General features: G+C 38.6%; 24 protein-coding genes. 18 read left to right on the forward strand and 6 right to left on the reverse strand.

Going from position 1 to position 24,233, the window contains the following annotated elements:
- Nucleotides 1–41: 41 nt before the first annotated feature.
- Nucleotides 42–632, reverse strand: coding sequence for a hypothetical protein (locus E6H07_07310; protein ID TMI65709.1), 591 nt, complete (start codon nucleotides 630–632; stop codon nucleotides 42–44).
- 45 nt (nucleotides 633–677) lie between these two features.
- Nucleotides 678–860: a hypothetical protein gene (locus E6H07_07315; GenBank protein ID TMI65710.1), complete on the reverse strand. Its 183-nt coding sequence runs from the start codon at nucleotides 858–860 to the stop codon at nucleotides 678–680.
- Between the two features lie 111 nt (nucleotides 861–971).
- Between E6H07_07315 and E6H07_07320 the strand changes: the two genes are divergently transcribed.
- The 3 genes from E6H07_07320 to E6H07_07330 all read left to right on the forward strand — a co-directional run bounded on the left by E6H07_07320 (nucleotide 972) and on the right by E6H07_07330 (nucleotide 4,435).
- Complete coding sequence (locus tag E6H07_07320; protein TMI65711.1) at nucleotides 972–2,852, forward strand: M23 family metallopeptidase; 1,881 nt, start codon at nucleotides 972–974, stop codon at nucleotides 2,850–2,852.
- A gap of 8 nt (nucleotides 2,853–2,860) precedes the next feature.
- Nucleotides 2,861–3,328 carry a thioredoxin-dependent thiol peroxidase gene (locus E6H07_07325; GenBank protein TMI65712.1) on the forward strand — a complete coding sequence of 156 codons (468 nt, stop codon included), beginning with the start codon at nucleotides 2,861–2,863 and terminating at the stop codon, nucleotides 3,326–3,328.
- Between the two features lie 123 nt (nucleotides 3,329–3,451).
- Nucleotides 3,452–4,435, forward strand: coding sequence for a hypothetical protein (locus E6H07_07330; protein ID TMI65713.1), 984 nt, complete (start codon nucleotides 3,452–3,454; stop codon nucleotides 4,433–4,435).
- Between the two features lie 21 nt (nucleotides 4,436–4,456).
- Here E6H07_07330 and E6H07_07335 read toward each other — a convergent pair whose 3' ends face one another.
- Nucleotides 4,457–5,164, reverse strand: a complete 708-nt coding sequence (locus E6H07_07335) for a biotin--[acetyl-CoA-carboxylase] ligase (protein ID TMI66490.1) — start codon at nucleotides 5,162–5,164, stop codon at nucleotides 4,457–4,459.
- A gap of 209 nt (nucleotides 5,165–5,373) precedes the next feature.
- Between E6H07_07335 and rsfS the strand changes: the two genes are divergently transcribed.
- From rsfS to E6H07_07355, 4 genes are all read left to right on the forward strand, one after another.
- Entirely contained in the window at nucleotides 5,374–5,778 is a 405-nt protein-coding gene (gene rsfS / locus E6H07_07340) for a ribosome silencing factor (protein TMI65714.1), read from the forward strand.
- Between the two features lie 107 nt (nucleotides 5,779–5,885).
- A complete protein-coding gene (gene hflB / locus E6H07_07345) occupies nucleotides 5,886–7,985 on the forward strand; it encodes an ATP-dependent zinc metalloprotease FtsH (GenBank protein ID TMI65715.1) in 2,100 nt (699 codons plus the stop codon).
- 9 nt (nucleotides 7,986–7,994) lie between these two features.
- Nucleotides 7,995–8,630 carry a lactate utilization protein B/C gene (locus E6H07_07350; protein TMI65716.1) on the forward strand — a complete coding sequence of 212 codons (636 nt, stop codon included), beginning with the start codon at nucleotides 7,995–7,997 and terminating at the stop codon, nucleotides 8,628–8,630.
- 46 nt (nucleotides 8,631–8,676) lie between these two features.
- Nucleotides 8,677–9,093, forward strand: a complete 417-nt coding sequence (locus E6H07_07355; GenBank protein TMI65717.1) for a gamma-glutamylcyclotransferase — start codon at nucleotides 8,677–8,679, stop codon at nucleotides 9,091–9,093.
- A 12-nt stretch (nucleotides 9,094–9,105) separates the two neighbouring features.
- On the opposite strand, the gene E6H07_07360 is transcribed toward E6H07_07355, so the two are convergent.
- Complete coding sequence (locus E6H07_07360) at nucleotides 9,106–9,534, reverse strand: GNAT family N-acetyltransferase (GenBank protein TMI65718.1); 429 nt, start codon at nucleotides 9,532–9,534, stop codon at nucleotides 9,106–9,108.
- Nucleotides 9,535–9,867: 333 nt separating this feature from the next.
- Here E6H07_07360 and E6H07_07365 point away from each other — a divergent pair, with 333 nt between their 5' ends.
- The 3 genes from E6H07_07365 to rnc all read left to right on the forward strand — a co-directional run bounded on the left by E6H07_07365 (nucleotide 9,868) and on the right by rnc (nucleotide 12,357).
- Nucleotides 9,868–10,104, forward strand: a complete 237-nt coding sequence (locus tag E6H07_07365) for an acyl carrier protein (protein TMI65719.1) — start codon at nucleotides 9,868–9,870, stop codon at nucleotides 10,102–10,104.
- A gap of 165 nt (nucleotides 10,105–10,269) precedes the next feature.
- On the forward strand, nucleotides 10,270–11,520 hold the full coding sequence (gene fabF, locus E6H07_07370) for a beta-ketoacyl-ACP synthase II (GenBank protein ID TMI65720.1): 1,251 nt from the start codon (nucleotides 10,270–10,272) through the stop codon (nucleotides 11,518–11,520).
- Between the two features lie 99 nt (nucleotides 11,521–11,619).
- Nucleotides 11,620–12,357, forward strand: a complete 738-nt coding sequence (gene rnc / locus E6H07_07375) for a ribonuclease III (GenBank protein ID TMI65721.1) — start codon at nucleotides 11,620–11,622, stop codon at nucleotides 12,355–12,357.
- 40 nt (nucleotides 12,358–12,397) lie between these two features.
- Here the strand turns inward: rnc and mce are convergent, their stop codons facing one another.
- Nucleotides 12,398–12,814: a methylmalonyl-CoA epimerase gene (gene mce / locus E6H07_07380; protein TMI65722.1), complete on the reverse strand. Its 417-nt coding sequence runs from the start codon at nucleotides 12,812–12,814 to the stop codon at nucleotides 12,398–12,400.
- A gap of 248 nt (nucleotides 12,815–13,062) precedes the next feature.
- On the opposite strand from mce, the gene E6H07_07385 reads away from it, so the two are divergent.
- The 8 genes from E6H07_07385 (at nucleotide 13,063) to E6H07_07420 (ending at nucleotide 21,935) form a co-directional block, all read left to right on the forward strand.
- Nucleotides 13,063–14,277 (forward strand): IscS subfamily cysteine desulfurase, encoded by a 1,215-nt coding sequence (locus E6H07_07385; GenBank protein TMI66491.1) that lies wholly within the window; start codon nucleotides 13,063–13,065, stop codon nucleotides 14,275–14,277.
- A 35-nt stretch (nucleotides 14,278–14,312) separates the two neighbouring features.
- Nucleotides 14,313–14,732 (forward strand): Fe-S cluster assembly scaffold IscU, encoded by a 420-nt coding sequence (gene iscU, locus E6H07_07390; GenBank protein ID TMI65723.1) that lies wholly within the window; start codon nucleotides 14,313–14,315, stop codon nucleotides 14,730–14,732.
- A 14-nt stretch (nucleotides 14,733–14,746) separates the two neighbouring features.
- A complete protein-coding gene (locus E6H07_07395) occupies nucleotides 14,747–15,106 on the forward strand; it encodes an iron-sulfur cluster assembly accessory protein (protein TMI65724.1) in 360 nt (119 codons plus the stop codon).
- Between the two features lie 160 nt (nucleotides 15,107–15,266).
- A complete protein-coding gene (gene gldF / locus E6H07_07400; GenBank protein ID TMI65725.1) occupies nucleotides 15,267–15,986 on the forward strand; it encodes a gliding motility-associated ABC transporter permease subunit GldF in 720 nt (239 codons plus the stop codon).
- The gene (gldG, locus tag E6H07_07405; protein TMI65726.1) at nucleotides 15,986–17,701 is read left to right on the forward strand and encodes a gliding motility-associated ABC transporter substrate-binding protein GldG; all 1,716 of its coding nucleotides are present in this window, start codon (nucleotides 15,986–15,988) and stop codon (nucleotides 17,699–17,701) included. Before gldF ends, gldG begins: the two co-directional genes overlap by 1 nt.
- Nucleotides 17,702–17,742: 41 nt before the next feature.
- A complete protein-coding gene (locus E6H07_07410) occupies nucleotides 17,743–18,711 on the forward strand; it encodes a TerC/Alx family metal homeostasis membrane protein (protein TMI65727.1) in 969 nt (322 codons plus the stop codon).
- Nucleotides 18,712–18,721: 10 nt separating this feature from the next.
- Complete coding sequence (locus E6H07_07415) at nucleotides 18,722–21,205, forward strand: bifunctional UDP-N-acetylmuramoyl-tripeptide:D-alanyl-D-alanine ligase/alanine racemase (GenBank protein ID TMI65728.1); 2,484 nt, start codon at nucleotides 18,722–18,724, stop codon at nucleotides 21,203–21,205.
- 61 nt (nucleotides 21,206–21,266) lie between these two features.
- The gene (locus E6H07_07420; GenBank protein TMI65729.1) at nucleotides 21,267–21,935 is read left to right on the forward strand and encodes a lipoprotein signal peptidase; all 669 of its coding nucleotides are present in this window, start codon (nucleotides 21,267–21,269) and stop codon (nucleotides 21,933–21,935) included.
- An 18-nt stretch (nucleotides 21,936–21,953) separates the two neighbouring features.
- Here the strand turns inward: E6H07_07420 and E6H07_07425 are convergent, their stop codons facing one another.
- Nucleotides 21,954–24,233: a hypothetical protein gene (locus E6H07_07425; protein ID TMI65730.1), complete on the reverse strand. Its 2,280-nt coding sequence runs from the start codon at nucleotides 24,231–24,233 to the stop codon at nucleotides 21,954–21,956.

Raw genomic sequence — 24,233 nt, forward strand, 5'->3', positions numbered from 1 at the left:
TTTTTTTTCGATTGTTTTTCCCCAATAATAATGGCTGTTAGCTAAAAGAATTTTTTCGGTTTTTCTATTCTGCGGTATGAGAGCTTGTAAATATCATCATAGATACTTTTATTTTCTGACAGCAGTTGCCTGATCTTCTGCTTCAGTTCTTCGCCGGAATTCCAGCGGGGAGTTCTTCCATAAAAACCATCAGTTATGGTGCGTACCTGCATCGTGTCATGACTAACTGTAAAGGGTGATAAATAATAAATGCGGGTAGTTCTTATTTCGGGTTTTTTATTTTTCCGGGGAATCATTTCAACAATATTTGTTTCAATATTAAAAAACCGCTGCTGATCAATATATGAAATAAACCCGGTGAAATAAGCTGTATCCGGTAACACCATGTCGCCTTTTATAGCTTTGCCATAACGTATAATATTATATGTACTATCGGTTTCTTTTGCAATTTCCAAAGCTTCTATACCGAAATAATCACTGCCATCTTTTACAATACCATACCAAAAGCCTAACAACGAAGTATCAATGGGCTCGGTCGGTTTAGCATCCAGCGGCAAGGGGCTTTCGTACGGACAACCAGTGATAATAAAACTCAGGCATGCGAGTCCTGATAATTGAATAAGCCGCTTCATCCCGAAAAGATAACGATAAATGATAAAGTAAGAAACAGGAATTTTTTAATTACTGTGCAAACTGCGGATCTCTGTTTCATCCAACGGCGCTAAACCATTTTTTTGCCAAAAACTTTTTAACCTGCGCTCTGCTTTTTTGGATTGCTGAACGTACAGGAATTTCTGTTTTGCATTTTCGCCACGGAGTAAACCAATAACGGCTGATGAAAGGTGGGTAAGAATTGTCATGGTTGCTGATTTGTAAACTAAAGATGAGATGTTTTTTAATAATTACCAATACCACGAAGTGGGTAATTGTTATAAAGTTTTCCCAAAGCTATTCACATATCATAAGATTAAATGCAACGAATAGGTTTTAAATTTGCAACTTATATTGTAATGGAGGGAATGATCAGATTCTTTAAAAACTATATCCGTTTAGTATCTTTCACGATCAATTGTTTGTACATCTGTGTTTCTACAGATGCCCAAACAGTAAAATATCCTCAGAACTATTTTCGCAATCCGCTTGATATACCGATGGAGCTGGTAGCCAATTTTGGCGAACTGCGTTCCAATCACTGGCATATGGGTCTGGATATCCGTACCAATCAAAAAGAAAACTTACCAGTGTATGCAGCGGCAGAAGGATATATTGCCTATGTGGGTGTAAGACCGCAGAGCTTTGGTAGGTTCATTATTATTAATCATCCAAACGGTTACTCTACTTTATATGCACACCTGAATGATTTTTATCCGGCATTGCATCAATATGTTTTAGACGAACAATATAAAAATGAATCCTGGCAGGTGGAATTGGATCTACCAAAGGATAAATTCAAAGTAAGCAAAGGACAGTTTATTGCTTATAGTGGAAATACCGGCGGCTCACAAGGACCACATGTACATTTTGAAATAAGAGAAACAAAAACAGATAGAAGTCTTAACCCGCTTTTATTCGGCATGCCAATTAAAGATGATGTGCCTCCAACAATATCAAAGTTAGGGATCTATGACCGGAGCACCAGTACTTATGCGCAGACACCGCAATTATTTTCATTAAAGAATACGGATAGCGGTTATATTATTCCCAAAATACCGGTGATAAAAACAGGATTGAATAAGATCAGTTTTGCTGTTGAAGCTATTGACCGGTTTTCCGGTTCACAAAACCCAAATGGCATTTATACAACAAGAATCTTTTTGGATGATGAAAGAATTGCCGGGTTTACATTGGACCAGATCGATTACAGGGAATCAGAATATATCAATGCACAGATTGATTATCGCTATTACAAAGCAGGTAAAGGGTACTTGCAGCATATATCACCACTGCCCGGTGAAAAAGGAAGAGTCTATCATATATATAATGGTGATGGAATTATAAATCTCAATGATACATCGATTCATGAAATTTTAATAGAAGTTGGCGATGCGGATGAGAATTATTCAAAACTGATTTTCAAAATTCAATACAAGGATAGCCTAGCTGTGAATAAGCCTGGCCTTCCTGGATCGGGTGAATTTGTTCCCAATTTTGTGAATGTTCTTGAGAAACCAGATTTTGAAGCTTATTTGCCGGAGGGTTGTATTTATGATACCATTAAACCTGTTTATTATCGTAGCAATGCAACCAACGAAAATGCAGTATCCGCATTACATCAGTTGAATGATAATTCAATTCCAGTGCATGAAGAGATGACCGTAAAAATCAAACCAAATAAAGAAGTAAGAAAAGAGTGGCAGAATAAAATAATTATTCAACGAAATGGAAGTTATGCAATTCTCAAACCTAAATGGGAAGGCCAATGGCTATCTTTTAAAACAGGGGCATTCGGTACTTTTGTTGCGTTACTTGATCTTTCGTCCCCGATTCTAAATGATCCCGATGTTTATAAGAAGGGAAAAGGCGATACCCTTGATCTGAGTCCAGCTACAAGAATTCTTTTTACACCAACTGATATTTCGGGTATTCGAAAATTCAGAGCAGAGCTTGATAGCAACTGGTTAATGTTCACCAACGACAAAGGAAGAACCTGGATCTATAACTTTGATGAACGATGTCCTTATGGCATTCATCATTTAAAAATAGCAGTCGAAGACCTGGTTGGTAATACGACAACAAAAGAATGGTGGTTTAAGAAATATCCTTATACACCGCCGCCACCAAAGAAGAAGAAAAAAACAAGCAAGAAAAAGACAACAACTTTGAAAAAGAAACCAGTAACAAAAAAGAAATAACCAGGATAATGATCACACTTAAAGAAGGCGACAAAGCACCAGCATTCACCGGTAAAGACCAGGATGGAAAGAAAATTTCTTTAGCCGATTATAAAGGAAAGAAGTTGGTTTTATATTTCTATTCCGAAGCCGGTTCGCCAACCTGCACGATTGAAAGTTGCAATCTGCGGGATAATTATGCGTTGCTAAAGAAAAAGGGATTTGAAGTAGTAGGTGTAAGTCCCGATAATGAAAGCAAACAAAAGAAATTTGAACAGAAATATAAATTGCCATTCCCATTAATTGCTGACTCCGAAAATAAAGTGACCGCAGCTTATGGCGTACATGATATGAAAAAACTCTTCGGCCGTGAATACATGGGCATTCTTCGTACTACATTTATTATCGATGAAAAGGGAATCATCATTAAGATTTTTACCAAACCAAAAAATAAGGCGCATGCAGAAGAGATACTGAGATCACTGCAGGCATTCTGATTTGCAGAAAGATCCTTTTATCATAAGGCTTAGTAATTTTTTAATCAAAGGGTTTATCTTTAATAATCTGTAAAGCAACCAGATGGACTGCTATTCCGATTTACTTTAAAACATACCGACATTATGAAGAAACTATCTGTATTACCATTTTTATTTTTTGTATCTGCACTGAATGCACAAACAACCGATGACTTACTAAAAGAAGGTGAAAAAAAAGAAGAACCTGCAAAAGAGCCTGCTAAAATTTTCAATCATGTAAAAGTTATTAATGCCAACACAACCGAAATGGTTGGAAAAGGCAAAATGGATTTTATTGTAACACATAATTTTGGAGACTTCGCCGGAAGCAAAGGAGGACTTGATAACTTTTTTGGATTGGATGATTCTAAAGACATACGGATCGGGTTTACTGTTGGGGTTGGAAAAAATATGGACCTATCTCTTTCCAGGCTAAAGGGATTTGGCCCCGCAAACCATCTTATCGAAACTTCAATTAAATACCGGTTTTTGCAACAAACTGTAGATAACAGTGTCCCATTCTCGCTTGCTTTTTTTGCAAATAATACTATCTCTACTGCTGATACTGCTTTTTCTCAATATTCAGCCAACGCTATTACGAGTCCGATAGTTTATTATCCTAAAGAAAATCATTTTCAGGATTTCGGCGATCGTACCAGCCAGGTATTTCAATTGATCATCGCAAAAAAGTTCGGGAAAGTCAGTTTGCAATTGAACCCGACATTCCTGACTACCGGGTTTGTATTACCCGATGATGATAAAAATATTTTTGCATTGGGAGGTGCCATCCGGTTTCCAATGAGTAACAGCGTACATATTATCGCGGATTATTTTCATGCATTCAGAAGTAGTCATAGCAAAAATTCCCAGGCACTGAAAGAGGTTTTTGGCTCTGATTTTTATAACGCATTAAGTATAGGTGTTGAAGTACTGACGGGCGGCCACGTATTTCATTTAAATTTTACAAACTCAGAAGCTATTGCCGAAAACCAGTTTTTGAGGAGAACATTATCTACATGGACCAAAGGTCAGTTTCGCTGGGGCTTTAATTTATCGAGAACATTTACTTTGTGGAGGGTGAAAGATTAAGTATTTGTTCAACCAGCATGATTATTTAATCTTTTCAATCACCCATTCCACTGACCCAAAGTCAAACTCTTCATCAACCGCATGAGTAGTCATTAGTTTGCCTGATGGTGAAACATTCTTTATGATAGCATCAAATACTCGATTATCTTTTTTCAATTTTACTTTTTCATTCAGCTTGTATAAGTGGTGGTTGTATTTTTCTATCGCCTCATTTTTGCTTCCACTCATTAAAAAGCTGAATTTTTCATCTAAGCAAACACATAATTCTTTCGCCAGCATAGCAGCATTAAAATCTTTTCCAGTGATCTGTTTTAATGAAACGGGGTTTGGCAGATCATCCGGAAAACTAGTTTGATTAATATTTATTCCTATTCCTATTACCGCCCACTCCCAAATTCCGCCTCCTGACTCCCGGCTGCTAACCACCGACTCAATCAAAATCCCACCCGCCTTTCTGTCACGCCAATACAAATCATTGGGCCATTTGATTTTTGTATCATCCTCCCCGGCATATTTCGAAAAAAATTGATGGACGGCTAAAGCAGTTGCGGCACTTAAGTAAAACTGTTCATGCAGTTTGAGTGGGTCGGGTTTGATGATAACGGATAGTGCAATATTAGTTCCCGGCTCGGAAACCCAGTTCTTACCCCTCTGTCCTTTACCGGCGGTTTGATTTTGGGTAAAAATGGCCATTCCATGCTGTGCCATTCCCGCATGAATCAACCCCATGGCATATTTGTTGGTACTATCAACCGTCTGCAATTCAATAAACGGCGAACCAAGGGAATTTGAAGCTGTCTGTTGTGCCAATTATTGCTATTTTTGACAAAGAAACAAAGAACGGTTTATAGTTTTTGGTTTATCGTTTTCAAATACAACTTAAAAATTGAAAGCCAGCCATAAAACAAGTAAAACCATAAACGAAAAATTAAAAGTATTTGGAACAATTGACCACCCTTACCAACCGCAAAAAGAAAGCTTCAGTTCGGTTAAATAAAAGCTCAAAAATCATAAAGACAATTGTCAAGGCCATCCGGGACAAAAAAGCGGAAAATATCATTTCACTTGATTTACGGAAGATAAAAGAGGCAGTTGCTGATTTCTTTATTATTTGCGAAGCCAGCAACCCTCAACAGGTGCGGGCAATTGCTGAGAATGTAGAACACCAGGTGCTAAGCATTTGTGATGAAAAACCATATCATCATGAAGGCTATCAAAAGATGAACTGGATATTGGTTGACTATGTAAATGTAGTAGTGCATGTAATGCTTTCGGATACAAGAAAATTTTATAAACTGGAAGAAATGTGGAGTGATGCAGTTGAAGAAGAAATTACAGATTAATTGTTAAAAAAACCGGTTACGGCTTGCTTGATGCTGGTTATCGGTTAAAAGAAATATTTTCAGTCCTTAAAAAACTAACAGGCAAAAAGTAATAAGAAACAAAAAATATGTCGCAGCAACAATATAATAAAAACGAGAAAAACCGCCCCGGTCAGCCGGGAGATAATTCAAATACTCCGCCGCCGAAAGGGCCTAGGTTCAGTATCTATTGGGTGTATGTTATCATCGCAGCTTTTTTGATCGGCTTCCAGATATTCGGCAGCTGGAAAGCATCAATGGCGGATACAGACTTCAAAACTTTTAACCAGATGATCATTTCTGGTGATGTAGATCATATCGAAAACGTTGACAATAAAAAAACGATCCGCATTTACCTGAAAAAGGATAGCGTAAAAAAATATGAAAAGCTCATTAAAGATGGTGGCGGAAAAGCTACTGCTGAAGGGCCGCAGTTTTATTTCAAATATTCAGGAGAAGATTTTTCAAAAAGAATGGATGATTTCTATGCCCGTAACAGTATTCCCGACACCAATCGTGTAAGAGAGGAAGTAAAGCCAGAAAGAGATTGGTTTGCACCCATACTAAATTTTCTATTGCCAATCCTTATCATCATAGGTATTTGGGTATTGTTGATGCGGAAAATGGGTGGCGGTGCCGGAAGTGGCGGAGGCCCCGGTGGTATTTTTAATATTGGTAAATCAAAAGCTACATTATTTGACAAAGGAACAAGAGTGAATATAACTTTCGCAGATGTTGCAGGGCTTGATGAAGCAAAGGTGGAAGTGATGGAGATTGTTGACTTCCTTAAGAATCCTAAAAAGTATACTTCACTTGGAGGCAAAATTCCAAAAGGAGCATTGCTGGTTGGCCCTCCGGGTACTGGTAAAACATTATTAGCAAAAGCAATGGCAGGCGAAGCACAGGTTCCATTCTTTAGTTTAAGTGGTTCCGACTTTGTTGAAATGTTTGTTGGTGTTGGTGCAAGCCGTGTAAGAGACCTGTTTAAGCAGGCAAGAGAAAAAGCTCCTTGTATAATTTTTATTGATGAGATAGATGCTATTGGCCGTGCAAGAGGAAAGAATTTAATGATGAGTAATGATGAACGTGAAAGCACATTGAATCAAATGCTCGTAGAGATGGATGGATTTGGAACCGACACCGGCATTATTGTATTGGCTGCAACCAACCGTCCCGATGTGTTGGATAATGCACTGTTACGTCCCGGAAGATTTGACCGGCAGATAACAATTGATAAACCGGATGTAAAAGGAAGAGAAGATATTTTTAAAGTGCATCTGAAACCAATTAAAATTTCTAAAAAACTCGATATACATAAACTGGCAGAGCAAACACCCGGTTTTGCCGGTGCTGATATTGCCAATGTTTGTAATGAAGCTGCACTGATTGCTGCGAGAAAAGGAAAAGAAGCAGTAGATATGGAAGATTTCCAGGATGCAGTAGATCGTGTGATCGGTGGATTGGAAAAGAAAAATAAGATCATTGCACCGCATGAAAAAAGGATCATTGCTTATCATGAAGCTGGTCATGCTATTTGCGGATGGTATCTTGAGCATGCTTATCCTTTATTGAAAGTAACGATTGTGCCAAGAGGCACAGCAGCGCTGGGTTATGCGCAGTATACTCCGAAAGAACAATATCTGTACAACACCGATCAGTTAAATGATCAGATCTGTATGACACTTGGTGGTCGTGCAAGCGAGGAAATTTTCTTTGACAAAATTTCTACCGGTGCACAAAATGACCTGCAGCAGATAACTCGTATGGCTTATGCAATGGTAACTGTGTATGGTATGAACGACAAAGTAGGTAATGTAAGTTTTTATGATCCGATGAATGAAAACGCCTTTACAAAACCTTATAGCGAAGAGACTTCAAAGATCATTGACCAGGAAGTAAGAAAACTGATAGATGTAGCATATGAAAGAACAAAGCAATTACTTACAGATAAAAAAGCACAGGTAGAAAAACTGGCCGAAGCATTATTGGATAAAGAAGTTTTGTTCCAAAGCGATGTAGAAGCATTAATTGGAAAACGTCCTTATGAAGAAAAGAAAACACTTGACGTTGCAGAAGAAACTGTTGCATCTCCGGAAGAACAAGCTGCAGTTCCTGTAAATCCTGCAAAAGAGGATATAAAACCTATAGATGAACAAACCGGCAACGTAGGATTGGCCCCATCGATGTAATCATTAACCATGAGTTTTTCACTTTCAAAGGAAAACATTTTAAGAAAAATACGCCAGGCACTGGCTCAACCCACACCTGTCCCTTTCCCGAAAAGTGAAAACAATGAAAACGTCTTTCAGCCATTATCACAAGAGCCGGAAGTAGAATTTGCAGAACAATTCAGTAAGCTCCAGGGGCGGTTTGTATATTGCGTAAACAGTCAAGAGCTGGCATTTCAGCTGAATAGTCTTATTAATAAACAAGGCTGGCAAAAAGTTTATTGTATCGAAACGCAGCTTGCTGATATGCTCGGTTCGCAGTTTGGTGCAAAAAGAATTACTGATGATTTAGCTGGTTGTGATGTATCAATAACGGGTTGTGAAGCATTAGTAGCCCGTACTGGTAGTATTGTAATGAGTTCTGCACAACCAAGTGGCCGGAATACAAGTGTATATGCGCCAATTCATATCTGTATTGCATTTACCAGCCAGGTAGTAGTGGATATAAAAGATGCACTGCTCTTAGTAAAAGATAAGTATCGAAACAATCCTCCTTCTCTCATCACTTTCGCTACCGGTCCAAGCCGCACGGCTGATATTGAAAAAACGCTGGTGGTCGGCGTACACGGTCCCAAGGAAGTATTTTGTTTTTTGGTGGAAGGTTAAGTATTAAGTGAACTCTCCTTAGTATATTTATAGTAAAGTGTGTGTTATGAACCAGTTGTTTGTTTATGGATTATTGCGGAGCGGTTTCCGCAGTCCAGCCTACGAATACATCAGCCGCTATTTTACATTCGTTGCAAATGCAAAAGTAAGAGGGGAGTTGTTTGATCTCGGTAGTTATCCTGCAGGTATAAAATCAAATGGAAATAAATTTATTATTGGTGAGTTATATCGCATCACAAATGAAAAAGAATTTGCATGGGCTATGGGGCAGTTGGATGACTTTGAAGGAGTATCGGTAGAGCCGGATGAAGTTCAATTATACAAACGTGAATTAACTGAAGTTCATTATGACGATATTGTTACACAAGCATGGATATATTGGTATAACGGTGATGTAAGTGGTAAACCAGTAATTGAATCAGGAGATATAATTGAATATATAGAAACCAAGATGACGAAATAATTCAGAGCTTCATTACAGTTCTTTATGCATTTCAAAATGCGGAATGGTTATCTCAATAAATTCTTCACCTACTGTCTGGTAACCTAGTTTTTCAAAAAAATCTACTGTGTTCTTGCGGGCATGCATGGTTATTTTTTTATAACCGAGATCACGGGCCAGGTTTTCTGAAAACTGGAGAATAGCGGTACCGACACCTTTTCCCTGCAAATTATTTAATACAGCGAGCTGCCGTAACCTTACCACACCCGGTTCCATTTCCACCAGCATACAGCATCCAAGAATATCATCGTCATCAAATGCACCAATCAGTACATCGCTTTTTTCTTTTTCCAGTTCTTCTTTGGTAAATGAAATGCCTAATGGTTTCCGCAGCAGATCTTCCCGCAACTTTAGCATAAGCCGGTACTCATGAGTGCCGTGATCAATAATTTTCAAAGCCATTAAGCAGAGGTTTTAATTCCCGTTTAGCAGGGAATTCAATATACAAAGAAGAATTTAATAAGCAATCACAGACACTGGAAATTGTGGAGAGATAGGTCACTCTAATTACGGCTTTTGATAATGTTCATAAACCATTTAATGTGTATTCGGAGAATTGAAAGCCAGAATAAAGCAGAAATCAGAAGACTAAAATCTTTTTTTTTGAAAATGGCTGATATCCAACGTTTGCAGCTTCATTTTGAGCTTAAAAGGGGCTCCGATAAAAAAACCATACAAAACCTTGCTATTAATTCAAAAATTCTATTTTTGCACCCATAATCAAATTTTATAATCATGTCAGACATTGCATCAAGAGTTAAAAAGATTATTGTTGATAAACTAGGTGTTGACGAAGCAGAAGTAACAAACGAAGCCTCATTTACCAATGATTTAGGTGCCGATTCACTGGACACCGTAGAACTCATTATGGAATTCGAAAAAGAATTCAACATCTCCATCCCTGATGAGCAGGCTGAGACCATTACTACTGTGGGCCAGGCAATTGCTTATCTCGATGAACATGCCAAATAATGAAAGATTCCTGTCTACCTGTGATTACAGGTAGAACGAATGCATAAAATAAAACCGCCTTCTGACTGTGTATACAGCGAAGGCGGTTTTTATTGAAATCAGCGGAAGATCGCTGATTTTTTATTCCCCCCAGCTATCTTATCTTTATTAAAATCTTTCGGCTTTATGGAATTAAAAAGGGTAGTTATAACAGGCATGGGCGCCATCACTCCCGTCGGTAACACACTGAATGACTATTGGAATGGCTTGATCAACGGTGTTAGCGGAGCTGCTAATATTACATTGTTTGATGCGTCAAAATTCAAAACAAAGTTTGCCTGCGAAATAAAAGGTTTTGACCCGCTGAAATTCCTTGATAGAAAAGAAGCAAGAAAAGTTGATCGCTTTACCCAGATTGCTTTAGTGGCAAGTGATGAGGCTGTTGCAGATGCGGGTATCACAAAAGAAAATGCAAATGCTGACCGGGTAGGGGTTGTATTTGCCAGCGGCATCGGCGGGTTGATCACATTCCAGGAAGAGGTGATCAATTTTGCAAAAGGCGATGGCACACCACGTTTCAATCCTTTCTTTATTCCTAAAATGATATTGGATATCGCCGCAGGGCAAATATCTATGCGGCATGGTTTCCGCGGTCCCAACTTCGCTGTTGTGAGTGCCTGCGCTTCATCTACCAATGCAATGATGGAAGCATTTAATCTGATACGATTAGATAAAGCTGATATAATAGTAACAGGCGGAGCCGAAGCAGTGATAAGTGAAGCAGGTGTAGGTGGTTTCAATGCAATGAAAGCTTTAAGCGAAAGAAATGATAGTCCGGAAACAGCCTCCCGCCCTTATGACAAAGAACGGGATGGTTTTGTAATGGGCGAAGGTGCTGGCGTGGTAATCTTTGAAGAACTGGAGCATGCCATTAAACGCGGAGCAAAAATTTATTGTGAAGTGAAAGGTGGTGGTGCTACTGCCGACGCACATCATTTAACTGCACCACATCCTGAAGGATTAGGTGCAAGAAACGTAATGATCGCTGCGCTAAAAGATGCAGGTATGAAGCCATCAGACATTGATTATATCAACACACATGGTACAGCTACACCATTAGGTGATGGTGCTGAAGTAAAGGCCATCGTTGAAGTATTTGGTGAGCATGCTAAAAAAATAAATATCAGTTCTACTAAATCAATGACAGGACATTGTCTCGGCGCAGCCGGGGTAATAGAAGCGATTGCTTGTATTCAATCCGTGGTGCATGATCTGATACCTCCTACTATCAATCATTTTACTGACGATCCTGAATTACCCGATTTGAATTATACTTTCAATAAAGCACAGAAAAGAACAGTGAACGCTGCATTGAGCAACACATTTGGTTTTGGCGGACACAATGCCTGCTTGATAGTAAAAAAGTATAAAAAGTAAAACTTCATTTAGCAAATTCCAATGACAACATTAATGGAATTTAATCTCGCCAATGGCGGGATTGTTTTTTGTGATAATAAAAAGTTGTAGCTTTTGCCCGTGGATTTTTTTAAAAACTTTTTCAAGGAATCGCAGGGTTCTTCGTTTAAAAAGGAACTGAAGAACATACTGGGTTATAAACCCAATAATATCTCTCTTTATAAAACGGCTCTTACACACCGCAGTGTTCGTGAAAGTGCAGATGAAAATAATGAGCGGCTTGAATATCTCGGTGATGCCGTATTGAGTGCAATGGTGGCCGATTATCTTTTCAAACGTTATCCCTACAAAGGTGAGGGGTTCCTTACCGAGATGCGCAGTAAAATGGTAAACCGTACCCAGCTCAATGATATTGCTATTCGCATGGGGTTAAAAAAAGTTACCTACTTCAATAAACTGGATGGCTCGTTAAAAATGAGCCAGATATTTGGCAACACACTGGAAGCATTGGTTGGCGCCGTGTATCTCGACCTCGGCTATAAAAAAGCAAGCAGTTGGGTAATGGATCACATCATACTGCCACATATGTTTATGGATGATCTGGAAAATCTTGAGATCAACCATAAAAACAAACTCTATGGCTGGGCTAATAAGAATGGAAAGAATCTTGAGTTTGAAACACTGGAAGAAAAAATTGAGAATGGCCGTCGCTTATTTACAATTGGCGCTGTAGTAGATGGTGAATTGCTTGCGCAAGGAAAAGCTTTTAATAAAAAAGATGCTTCACAGATCGCTTCACAGATCGCAGTGGAGAAACTTGGCTTGCAGAATGCTGATGGAGTAGAAGAAGGTTTTTAATTAGCCGAGTTTTCCTGATCTTCAGCGCAATTATTTACTCTTATTTTTCTTTATCAGGGCTGATGGATTGACACAACTCGATCAATATTCCATTAGTGGTTTTTGGATGGAGAAAACAAACCAACTTATTATCTGCTCCTTTTTTGGGTTTTTTGTTCAACAGAATAAATCCTTCTTTTTTCATCCGTTCTATCTCCGCCTCTATATCATCCACGTCAAAAGCAATATGATGAACACCCTCGCCTTTTTTTTCTATGAATTTTGCGACCACTCCATCGGGATCAGTACTTTCAAGAAGCTCGATCTTTGTTTCTCCCTGCCTGAAAAAAGCAGTGTTTACATTTTCCGATTCAACCAATTCAGTTTTGTAGCAGTTGGTGTTCAATAGTTTTTCAAACAGTGGGATTGAGCTGGTAAAACTCTTTACTGCTATGCCAATATGTTCTACTTTTTTCATTTAAACCTTTGGGGATAAGGAATGTTAGTTAAGTTAGGGCCTGTGTTAACCTGCTCACTAGGGTTGTTGCAGCACAAGAGTGCGACGCAACAGACGATGATAGTAGCAATTTAGCCGGTCCCATAAAAAAATAATCGTTTGCCTTGCGATTTCGGTAAAATTAGTGTTTCGGCCTAAAATAGGCTGGCTTTGTAGGCAGTTTTGAGCTAATTTTGTTGTCCACAGAAACGAAAACTAGAATAACCATGGTGAAACTTCCTATATATCTTGACCACAATGCAACGACCCCGTGTGATCCCCGAGTAGTGGATGCGATGGTACCTTATTTTACCCAAAGTTTTGGTAATGCAGCAAGCCGTAACCATCCTTTTGGCTGGCAGGCTGAAGGTGCAGTAGATGATGCCCGCGAGCAGGTGGCTAAATTGATCGGTGCCGATCCAAAAGAAATTATTTTTACTTCAGGCGCAACGGAAGCAGACAATCTTGCTATTAAAGGTGTGTATGAAATGTATGCAAGCAAAGGCAATCATATCATCACCTGCAATATCGAACACAAAGCCGTGCTTGATACTTGTAAGCATATAGAAAAAGAAGGTGGTGAAGTAACTTACCTGAAAGTAAATGATGATGGATTGATCGATCTGAAAGAACTGGAAGCAGCAATCAAACCTTCAACAATTCTTATCGCTATCATGTACGCCAATAATGAAATTGGTACAGTGATGCCGATGAAAGAGATCAGCGTTATTGCAAAAAAACATGGAGTACTTGTTTTTACTGATGCTACACAAGCAGTTGGTAAAATACCTGTGGATGTAAATAAAGATGGCATTGACCTGCTGGCTATGACAGCTCATAAAATGTATGGTCCGAAAGGAATTGGTGCTTTATATGTTCGCCGTAAAAATCCAAGAGTGAAAGTAACTGCACAAATGGATGGCGGTGGCCACGAAAGAGGAATGAGAAGCGGAACATTGAATGTACCAGGCATTGTCGGATTTGGTAAAGCTTGTGAACTGGCAATGAATGAAATGGAAGCTGATGCAAAACGTCTCAGCATTTTGCGTGATAAACTGGAGAATGGATTAATGCAACTGGAAGAAGCTTATATAAATGGAAGTAAACAATACAGGTTGCCACATGTAACGAATATTTCGTTCAAATACGTTGAAGGTGAAGGACTTTTGATGGGCTTTAATAAAGACATTGCACTTTCTTCCGGTTCGGCATGTACTTCTGCCTCACTTGAACCGTCTTATGTATTGAAAGCACTGGGGCTGGGAGATGATCTGGCACATAGTTCGCTCCGTTTTGGGTTAGGCAGGTTTACTACAGAAGACCAAATAGATTATACAATTGAAGCAGTTTCTAAAACGGTAACTAAATTAAGAGAGATGAGTCCGCTTTGGGAAATGTTTAAGGAAGGAATAGATATGAATAGCATTGAATGGGCACATCATTAAAAAAATATTCGATTCACAATTTTAAATAAATAATCATGGCATACTCAGAAAAAGTGATTGATCACTACCAGAATCCGAAAAATGTAGGAACACTGGATAAGAGCAAATCAAATGTAGGGACAGGCCTTGTTGGTGCACCTGAGTGCGGTGACGTAATGCGCCTGCAGATCGAAGTAGATGATGCTACCGGTATGATCAAGGATGCCAAGTTCAAAACATTTGGCTGCGGTTCAGCTATTGCATCTTCTTCACTCGCTACTGAGTGGCTGAAAGGTAAATCAGTAGATGATGCTATTAAGATCGATAACATGACCATCGTTGAAGAACTGAATCTTCCCCCGGTAAAAATTCACTGTTCAGTGCTGGCAGAAGATGCTATCAAAGCAGCAGTAAATGATTATCGCAAGAAGAATGGTTTACCTGAGTTGAAGTTTGAAGAGAGTGTTGTACATTAATTTGTTCGTCCCTTATGAGTAGTAATGTAGCATTAGAGAATAGTATTTATGTAAGTGATAAAGCAAAGGCTAAGGTGAAACAACTGATGGCTGATGCAGGCATTGCTGATGATTCTTCTTATTTTTTAAGAGTAGGTGTTGTAGGTGGCGGTTGTTCGGGATTAAGCTATAAACTCGATTTCGATAACGAAACAAAACCGATGGACCAGGTGTTCGAGGATAACGGAACAAAAGTGGTGACAGATCTGAAGAGTTTTTTATATCTCGTAAACACGATGCTTGATTTTAGTGATGGTTTGAATGGAAAAGGGTTTTATTTCAGCAACCCAAATGCAAGCCGTACCTGCGGATGCGGTGAGAGTTTTTCAGTATAAAATTAATTGGACGGTTTTATTATAATAGAAAGGTCCTGCTGCGGCGGGACTTTTTTTATTAACTGATGTAGAGAATTATCCCGCCTGGGGATTCAGTTTTAATACTTTGAAAACCCGAAATCTGGAATCTTCCGTGTATTTTGCACCATCGTCAATTCCTATGTGGTCCATCTGTAAGAAAGAACTCCGTCAATTTTTCAGCAGTCTCACCGGCTATATTGTTATCATTGTTTTTTTATTGGTAAATGGATTGGTATTATTTGTATTTGATAATAATATATTGGATACCGGCTATGCCACACTCGACCGTTTTTTCCAGTTAGCTCCATGGATATTGTTATTACTCGTTCCTGCTACTACTATGCGGAGCTTTTCGGAGGAATTCAAAACAGGGACTTTTGAGATTTTACAGACAAGACCACTCAGCCGCTGGCAGATCGTTTGGGGTAAATATTGGGGTAGCCTTCTTGTAGTGTTTATTGCGTTGCTCCCATCCATCATCTATTTTCTTTCCATTCAGCAACTCTCATCCGGCGAGGGATTAGATACCGGTGCCACGATTGGTTCTTATATTGGTTTGTTCTTTTTGGCTGCTGTTTTTACTGCTATAGGAATTTGTGCAAGCAGCTTTACTAATAATGCTGTTGTAGCTTTTATTATATCATTGATCGGTTGTGCATTGCTGTATTATGGTTTTAATGCCATCAGTAAGTTACCGGCTCTTGAAAACGGTGCTGATTATTATGTGGATATGATCGGTGTGGATTTTCATTATCAGAGTATCAGCCGCGGATTGATTGACACAAGAGATCTGATTTATTTCCTTAGCATAATAATTTTATTCTTAACTATCACGCATCAAAACCTGAAAAAGAAATAATGAACTCAATAGGGAGTAAAATATTGAATTCAAAATTCTGGTGGCTCTGGCTGCTGGTATTTCTTTTTGGAGTAAACTTTTTGGCATCCCAATTTCATTCACGTTATGATCTGACAAAAGAAAAAAGATATACGCTGAGTAAGGCGACAAAAAAAATATTGAGCAGTCTCGATGACGATATATCAATTGAAATTTTTCTGAAAGGGGATTTTCCTACAGGGTTTAGAAAATTGGCAGGAAGTGTAAGAGAGTTCGCCGGTCTGATGAAAGATATCAATGGTTCAAAAGTTCATTATCGGTTTATTTCCCCGCAGGATGATTTTCCGGGAGTAGGGGGAATGCGATATGAAGATACATTAGTTGGAATGGGTGCCATACCAATCAATCTTACTGTGCAGGTAAAAGCAGGGCAGGAGAATAAAAGAATTTATCCGGTAGCACTAATAAAATATAAAGGGAAGCAAGCCCTGGTGAATTTGTATTCCGGTGGTAAACGAATGATCACACCAGTTGAGATTAATAGCGCTGAAGCATTAATGGAATACCAGTTTGCTAAAACACTTAACTCTTTGCTCAATGAAGAAAAGCCATTGGTTGCTTATTCAGTAGGTAATGGCGAACCAGCGAATGCAAGAAGCTATGCCTTGCAGCAGGCATTGCGTACCGATTACCAGTTGTTTACTTTTAATATCAACCAGCAAAAGACAATTCCTGATACTTTTGAAACACTCATTATTGTAAAGCCATCCATTGCATTTTCTGACGAAGAAAAATTCAAAATAGACCAGTATGTTATGCGTGGCGGAAAACTTTTATTATTTATTGATGGATTGAATGCAGAGCAGGATAGTTTAGGTTTCAAACCGGAGCTTGTTGCATATGATAGGAACCTTAATCTTACTGATATTTTATTTCGTTACGGAGTGAGAATAAATCCCGACCTGGTAATGGATCTGCAATGCGATTTTATGCCGTTTGCAGTCGGGGGAAATGCTGAAAATCCGCAGTATGAATATCTGCACTGGAATTATTATCCTTTATTTGAATCGATGGGTAATCATGCCACTAATAAAAATATAGGGTTGGTAGCTGGCCGGTTTGTCAATTCCATTGATACGATAAAAGTCGAAGGTGTTAAAAAAACGCCATTATTATATTCATCTGCTAACTCAAGAAAAATTACAACACCTGCTTTAATAAGTTTAAATGAAAACAGGAACGCACCGCAGGATAATAACTTTAGGGAAAATGCAATTCCAGTTGCCATACTCTTAGAGGGAAAGTTTACTTCTCTTTATAAAGGTCGTACATCAAAGTCAGTGATTGATACAATGGCAGCAATGGGTTTGACTTACCGTGAGTCATCGGATGAAAATAAAATAATTGTAGTAAGTGATGGTGATATTGTACTGAATGACTTTTCACCGAAGGATGGGCCTTTGGAAATGGGAGTGAATTTATTTACTGTAGGCTCACAGTATGAATACCAGTTTGCAAACCGTGAATTTTTATTAAATAGTCTTGAATATCTAACTGGCAATCCTGATATCATTGAAACAAGAAATAAAGAAATTGTACTTCGGCAATTGGATCCCGTTAAAGTAAAAGTCCAAAAGACCACCTGGCAATTCATCAATATTGCTCTGCCGATTTTACTCGTTATTTTATGTGGTTGGGTTTACCAGCAAATCAGGAAGAGAAAATATGCTGCCTGACACAAACCCCTTCCATTATCTTTGAGCAATAAGTAACAGGAATGACAAAAGACCAGCTTACCTATCTCGTTTTCGGCCTTGTATTGATCATTGCATTAGCTTTTGATTTAGGCTTGTTAAGCAAAAGGGGAAGGAAGGTTACCATAAAACAGGCATTATACCAGACATTTTTCTGGGTAGGACTTGCATTGGGCTTTTTTGTTTTTATGTGGATAAACAAAGGCCAAACGCTTGCCCTCGAATACCTCAGCGCCTATTTAATGGAGTGGAGCCTGAGTATTGATAATATTTTTGTTTTCATTCTCATCTTTACTTCATTTTCTGTCAAGGAAAAGTATTATGGCCAGGTTTTGTTGATTGGTATTTTGATGGCTATTGTTTTTAGGGTCATCTTTATTACAGTTGGCGTTGCATTGGTTGACCAATTTTATTGGGTACTTTATTTGTTCGGTGGTTTCCTGATTTTCACCGGTTATAAAATGTTTACTGCAACTGATGATGAAGAGTTTGACCCCCATGAAACCAGGATATTTCGTTTTATGAAAAGATTCCTGCCTTTGGCCACGCATGATGGAGAGGGGAAATTTATTGTAAGGGAAAATGGCAAGCCGCTTTATACTACCTTGTTTGTAGTAGTAGTTATGCTTGCAGCAATCGACTTAGTGTTTGCGTTAGATAGTATTCCGGCAGTAATGGGTATTTCAAGAGATAAACTGGTAATTTATACATCCAATATTTTTGCAGTGCTGGGGCTTCGTTCATTATTCTTTTTATTGCGTGGTGCTATTTCCAAATTTGATTACCTGCAACAAGGTATTGCCATTGTGCTTGTATTTATTGGTTTAAAAATGCTGGGTGAGCACTGGATCAATCAATGGCTAGATAAGACCACACAGGTATTTATTTCCTTAGGTGTTATGATGATTTGTTTAGCTGGTTCTATATTTTATTCCATGTCGGTGCAGAAAAAAGGGGTACCGCCTGAAGTGGGAGATAAAGATATTTACTAAAATTTTTTACTTGAAGTACAGTATTGGTGATATTGCTGCAATCGTCAATGGAAAATTATCCGGACCTTCTGTTGCTGTCATTGATCATCTTTTGATTGATAGCCGGAAAATTGTGTTTCCTGCTTCTTCCTTATTTTTTGCATTAGCAGCTACTCACCGGGATGGGCATCGCTTTATCGCCGATGCTTATAAAAAAGGAGTGAGAAACTTTATTGTAAGTCAAAGTATAAACAGAAATGATTATCCTGAAGCTTCTTTTGTTCAGGTAACCGATACGGTTTCTGCAATGCAGCAATTGGCTGCCCATCATCGTAGACAATTTTCAATACCAACAATCGGAATAACGGGCAGCAATGGTAAAACAATTGTAAAAGATTGGCTCTACCAGTTGCTGTACATGGATTATAACATTGTTCGCAGTCCAAGAAGTTTCAACTCACAGGTAGGTGTGCCGCTTAGTATATGGCAAATAAATGAGAAACATCAGCTGGCAATTTTTGAAGCTGGTATTTCATTGCCGGATGAAATGGAAAAGCTGGAAGCAATTATTCAACCCACAATCGGAATTCTAACTAATATCGGCGAAGCACATAGTGAAGGGTTTGCAGATAAAAAGCAAAAGCTGGAAGAAAAAATTAAATTATTTAGAAATTGTGAGTTAATTATTTTAAATGGAGACAATGAAGAAATAGTTAAAGCTTTTTCAGGTACGGGTAAACAAATATTTACATGGGGAAATCAATCAACTAATCAAGTTCAGGTTGTAGGAATAAATAAAGGAAATCTGCAAACAAAGATTCAGCTCACTACTCACATCCCGATAGCCATCGGGACACAACTTACCATTTCAATTCCTTTCACTGACGATGCCTCAGTAGAAAATGCAATTACCTGTTGCTGTGTGATGTTGCATTTAGGAATAAAACCCTTAGTCATTGCTGAACGAATGCTGATGTTGCAGCCGGTAAATATGCGGCTGGAAATGAAGAAAGGAATTAATAATTGTATTGTTATCAACGATAGCTATAGCGCTGATATAAGCTCCCTGCATATTGCACTCGGTTTTTTACAGCAGCAATCCGGCAAAGGAAATAAAACGGTTATATTATCAGACTTCCTGCAATCAGGAACCGAGGATAAAATTTTATATGAACAAATAGCTCATTTGCTGCTCCAACATAATATCAATCGCCTGATCGGTGTTGGTGGAAAGATCAGTCATCATCTTGCAGTGTTGCTGGATGGCTCATCTATCCGGCAGGATTATTATTTACGTACAGAATCTTTTTTGCAGCAGTTCCGTTCATCTTTATTTAAGGATGAAACTATTCTTGTAAAAGGCGCAAGAAAATTTGAATTTGAACAAATCACTCAACTTTTATCACAAAAAGTACATCAGACAAGACTTGAAATAAATATTGATTCCATCGTTCATAACCTGAAAGAATACCGAAAGTTTTTAAAACCGGGGGTGAAGGTGATGGCAATGGTAAAAGCATTTGCTTATGGAAGTGGTGGTGCTGAGATCGCCGGTGTATTGCAGTATCATGGTGCAGATTATTTAGGTGTTGCCTATGCTGATGAAGGAGTGGAACTGCGTAAAGCGGGTATTCAATTGCCGGTAATGGTAATGAACCCTGAAGAAACCAGTTTTGATGTATTGATAGAAAATAATCTTGAACCGGAAATTTTTTCATTTGACCTGTTGAAAAAATTTGATAGCTACCTGCGAAGTGAGGCATTACAGCAATATCCTATACATCTTGAAATAGAGACCGGGATGAATCGGTTAGGCTTTGGAGTTGAAGAAATTGATGAACTGGGAATTTATCTTTCGAATACGAATTCATTTAAAGTTCAATCCGTATTCTCGCATCTTGCTGCAGCCGAAGAAGCCGTGCAGGATGATTATACTTTACTACAGAATGAGAAATTCATTTTGGCTGCAAACCAGTTGGAAAAAAAATTGGGCTATAGTTTTTTAAAGCATATTGCAAACTCTGCGGCCATCGTTCGCCATCCGCAATTGCATTATGATCTGGTAAGACCGGGCATTGGTTTATACGGCGTGGATAGTTCAGGCATTAAAAAACTAAACCTTCAACCGGTTGCAACGTTAAAGGCTACAATTGCACAAATAAAAAAACTGAAACCCGGTGAATCGGTTAGTTATAACCGTAAAGGGAAAATTGATAAGGAATCAACAATTGCTACTGTACGCATTGGTTATGCAGATGGTTATCCGAGGCGATTGGGCAATGGTACCGGAAAGATGATGGTGAAAGGAAGACTCGCATCGGTGATCGGTACCGTTTGTATGGATATGGTAATGCTGGATGTAACGGATATCAAGGACGCAAAAGAAGGAGATGAAGTGATCATTTTCGGAAAAGAGCTTTCGGTAGAACAATTGGCCATATGGGCCGGAACGATACCCTACGAAATCATGACAGGAGTTTCAGAAAGAGTGAAAAGGGTTTATTTCCAGGAGTAAACATTTATGACTGATTTGACATATATGACTTATTGACTTACCCTATATTTGCTGCTCAATTATGAAACTCAGAACTCCCATAATCATAATAACATTAATAATCCTGGCTGACCAGGCCCTGAAGATTTGGATAAAAACAAATTTTCATTTTGGAGATACGGAGGTTACCGGCGTAAAATGGTTTCAGCTTTACTTTATTGAAAATAAAGGCATGGCATGGGGATGGGAGTTTGGTGGTGAGTGGGGTAAAATGATCCTGACCCTGTTTCGGCTTGCTGCTGTAATTTTTGGTACATGGTATCTCGGCCGTATTGTAAAACAGCAATACACAAAAGGATTTATTGTTTGCGCCGCGTTGATCTATGCAGGTGCATTGGGTAATCTTATCGACAGTATGTTTTACGGAATGATATTCGAAGAAAGTTCTTACTCTCACGTGGCAAAAATTTTCCCTGCTGATGGTTATGCAGGATTTCTGCATGGCCGTGTGGTGGATATGCTTTACTTTCCAATCATTGATACTAAATTCCCCAGTTGGATCCCTTTGATCGGGGGTAATGATTTTGAGTTCTTCAGCCCGATCTTCAATATTGCAGATGCTTCTATCTCTACGGGTGTTATCTCGTTGCTTGTTTTTCAAAAACGTTTTTTCAAAAAACATTCTACTGAAGAAAAACATCCTACCGTTGTTACCAGTTCCGAGGTAAGTGATAAAGCACAAATAATGTAAAAAGCCAGGTCCGGGAAATTATTGTTTTAAAAGTTTTCTGTTGATCATTTCTCCGTTTAGATAAAGACTGAGTATATAAATGCCGGGCGGCATTAAGGAGAGATTATCAATATGCAGATAATTCATTCCCTTTGCCACGTTGAAATAAATATTTTTTACTGGACCACCTGATCCATCAATCAGTTTTGCATTTAAGGTTCCTCTCTTGTCCGAATAAATGTCAAATGATAATACAGAACCAAACGGGTTGTTGATAGAAACAAGATCCGATGATTTATCTGAACTTGTGAATGCAACGATCCGCGAATATTTTATTCTGCCTTTGCTGTTATATATTTTTAAACGGTAATAAACCTTTCCTGTAAAAATATCCGGATCTGTCCAGGTGTAATTATTAACAGCATCGACTCCTTCATTTACACCATCAATAGTTTGTGCAACTACGAAGGCTGAATTATTAATACTTTTTTCAATATCAAATTTTATCGGTTCATCTACTCCTGTTGTTGACCAATCAAGTGTGATTATATTATTTTTGAGAGAACCGGAAAATGACAAAAGATTTATTTCCAAAGGGATATGACAATCAGTTACATTCAATGTAATATTAGTCGTATCAGTATAGCTACATGTAGCACTGGAAAGATTGCCTGATATGCCCGATACGATCACCCTGTAAAGATCACCGCTATCAGCCGGTGTTGTTCTCGCCGGTGTTATATTATGTGAAGCGACATATTCCCACACACTACCATTCCAGTATGGAGAAGCAGGTCCCTGTGCTGTTGTGATATCCGTCCACGAATTGCCATCATTAATACTTCGTTGCCATTTATAATATATGTAGTTGCCGGCAGCAGATCGTATTGTATCATAAATTGTGATAGCATTGTTTTGGCAGACAAAAGCATTTGTAGCCGGAGAATATTTTGGCGCAACAGCTGAAACTACAATATCATCAACTGCCCAGTCATTTCCGCTACCTGCCGGTGCATTATTAAAAATCCGAAAAATAAAACTGGTTTGTGATGGTCCCGTTACATAACTAAATCCTTTTCTTATCCATTGGCCTGTGTATGTCATATTGCCAGTAGTGTAATGGTCAACACCATTTATTTCAAAAATAAGATTGGGTGCAATACCAGATGAATCGCCGGGGCTGGTTGGTATGTAAAAGGGAGAACCTGTGCTATTAGTTGCCGCTTTTCCATTTGAATCGCAACCGCATTTAGAGCACATATTTCTGAACCAACAAGAAACATCATAAAGAGTATTAGGGCATAAGCCGTTTACAGTAGCCTGGAATGCAGAATCAGTTTTATAAGCTGAGTTAACGACAAGCATGTAGCCTGCATTTGAAGCTGAAACTGTATCTGCAGCCGGATTTCCCAATGTAGCAGAGGCAGCTCCCGTATGATCGCCTATAATATCCCATAAACTAAATACACGGTGTGATGGCGAATTTGTATCAGGCCTGGCCCATTTATCGGATGTTGTATAGTTTAATTGTGTTGATGTATTATTCGCAATTCCATAATAGCTATCGTGTGGCGAACCAATATTGAATACCTGGTAAGAATAAGAGGATGGTACATTGGCAGATGCTATTCTGTTACGAGGCTTGCCTCCACCAAAAGTTCCATTTGTTTCTGTAGTAAATAAATTTGGTCCTATACTACCCGTACCTAAGCCATAATCAGAATATACTTTCAATGTGTTTGGCGGAAAGGTATATGTGAATATGGGGTTACTTCCATTTTTGAAACTAATACTTCCTGCACCTGTATTGATATTGACGCCCAATGCTGCTGTTACAGTTACCTGGAATGAAGCAACCATAATACACGCAGTAGTATAATAAGAAGGTTTGTCTGAAGAAGCAACTGTCCCTCTCCTGAAAGCAGTTGCTGGTGTAGTGGATGGGTTATATCCAAGGTTGATACGAATATTGGTTCCACTTATCCATCCGGCATCATCATTTAGTGCATCTGTAAACTGTTTATAGAGTTTCCCTTCGTTGGTAAGTAACCTGAGCGTATTAGGTACATATACTGTTCCGGCAGGCACAATACCATAATAAGCACAACTATCAAAACTGCCTGAACGTACTACAAATGTTGCCCGGATCTCCAGTACATTTCCAGGTTCTATTGTGCCGCCATTTGAGCCTTTTGTGATATTAATATAACTCTTACTGAAATCTGCTACCTGGCAGTAGGAACAGTGATTAATAGCAAAACTGATGCTGATGATTAAAACAACTTTACTATAAAGCCTTATATATAAAGAGGATCGCAT

Source organism: Bacteroidota bacterium (genome assembly GCA_005882315.1).
GTDB lineage: Bacteria > Bacteroidota > Bacteroidia > Chitinophagales > Chitinophagaceae > VBAR01.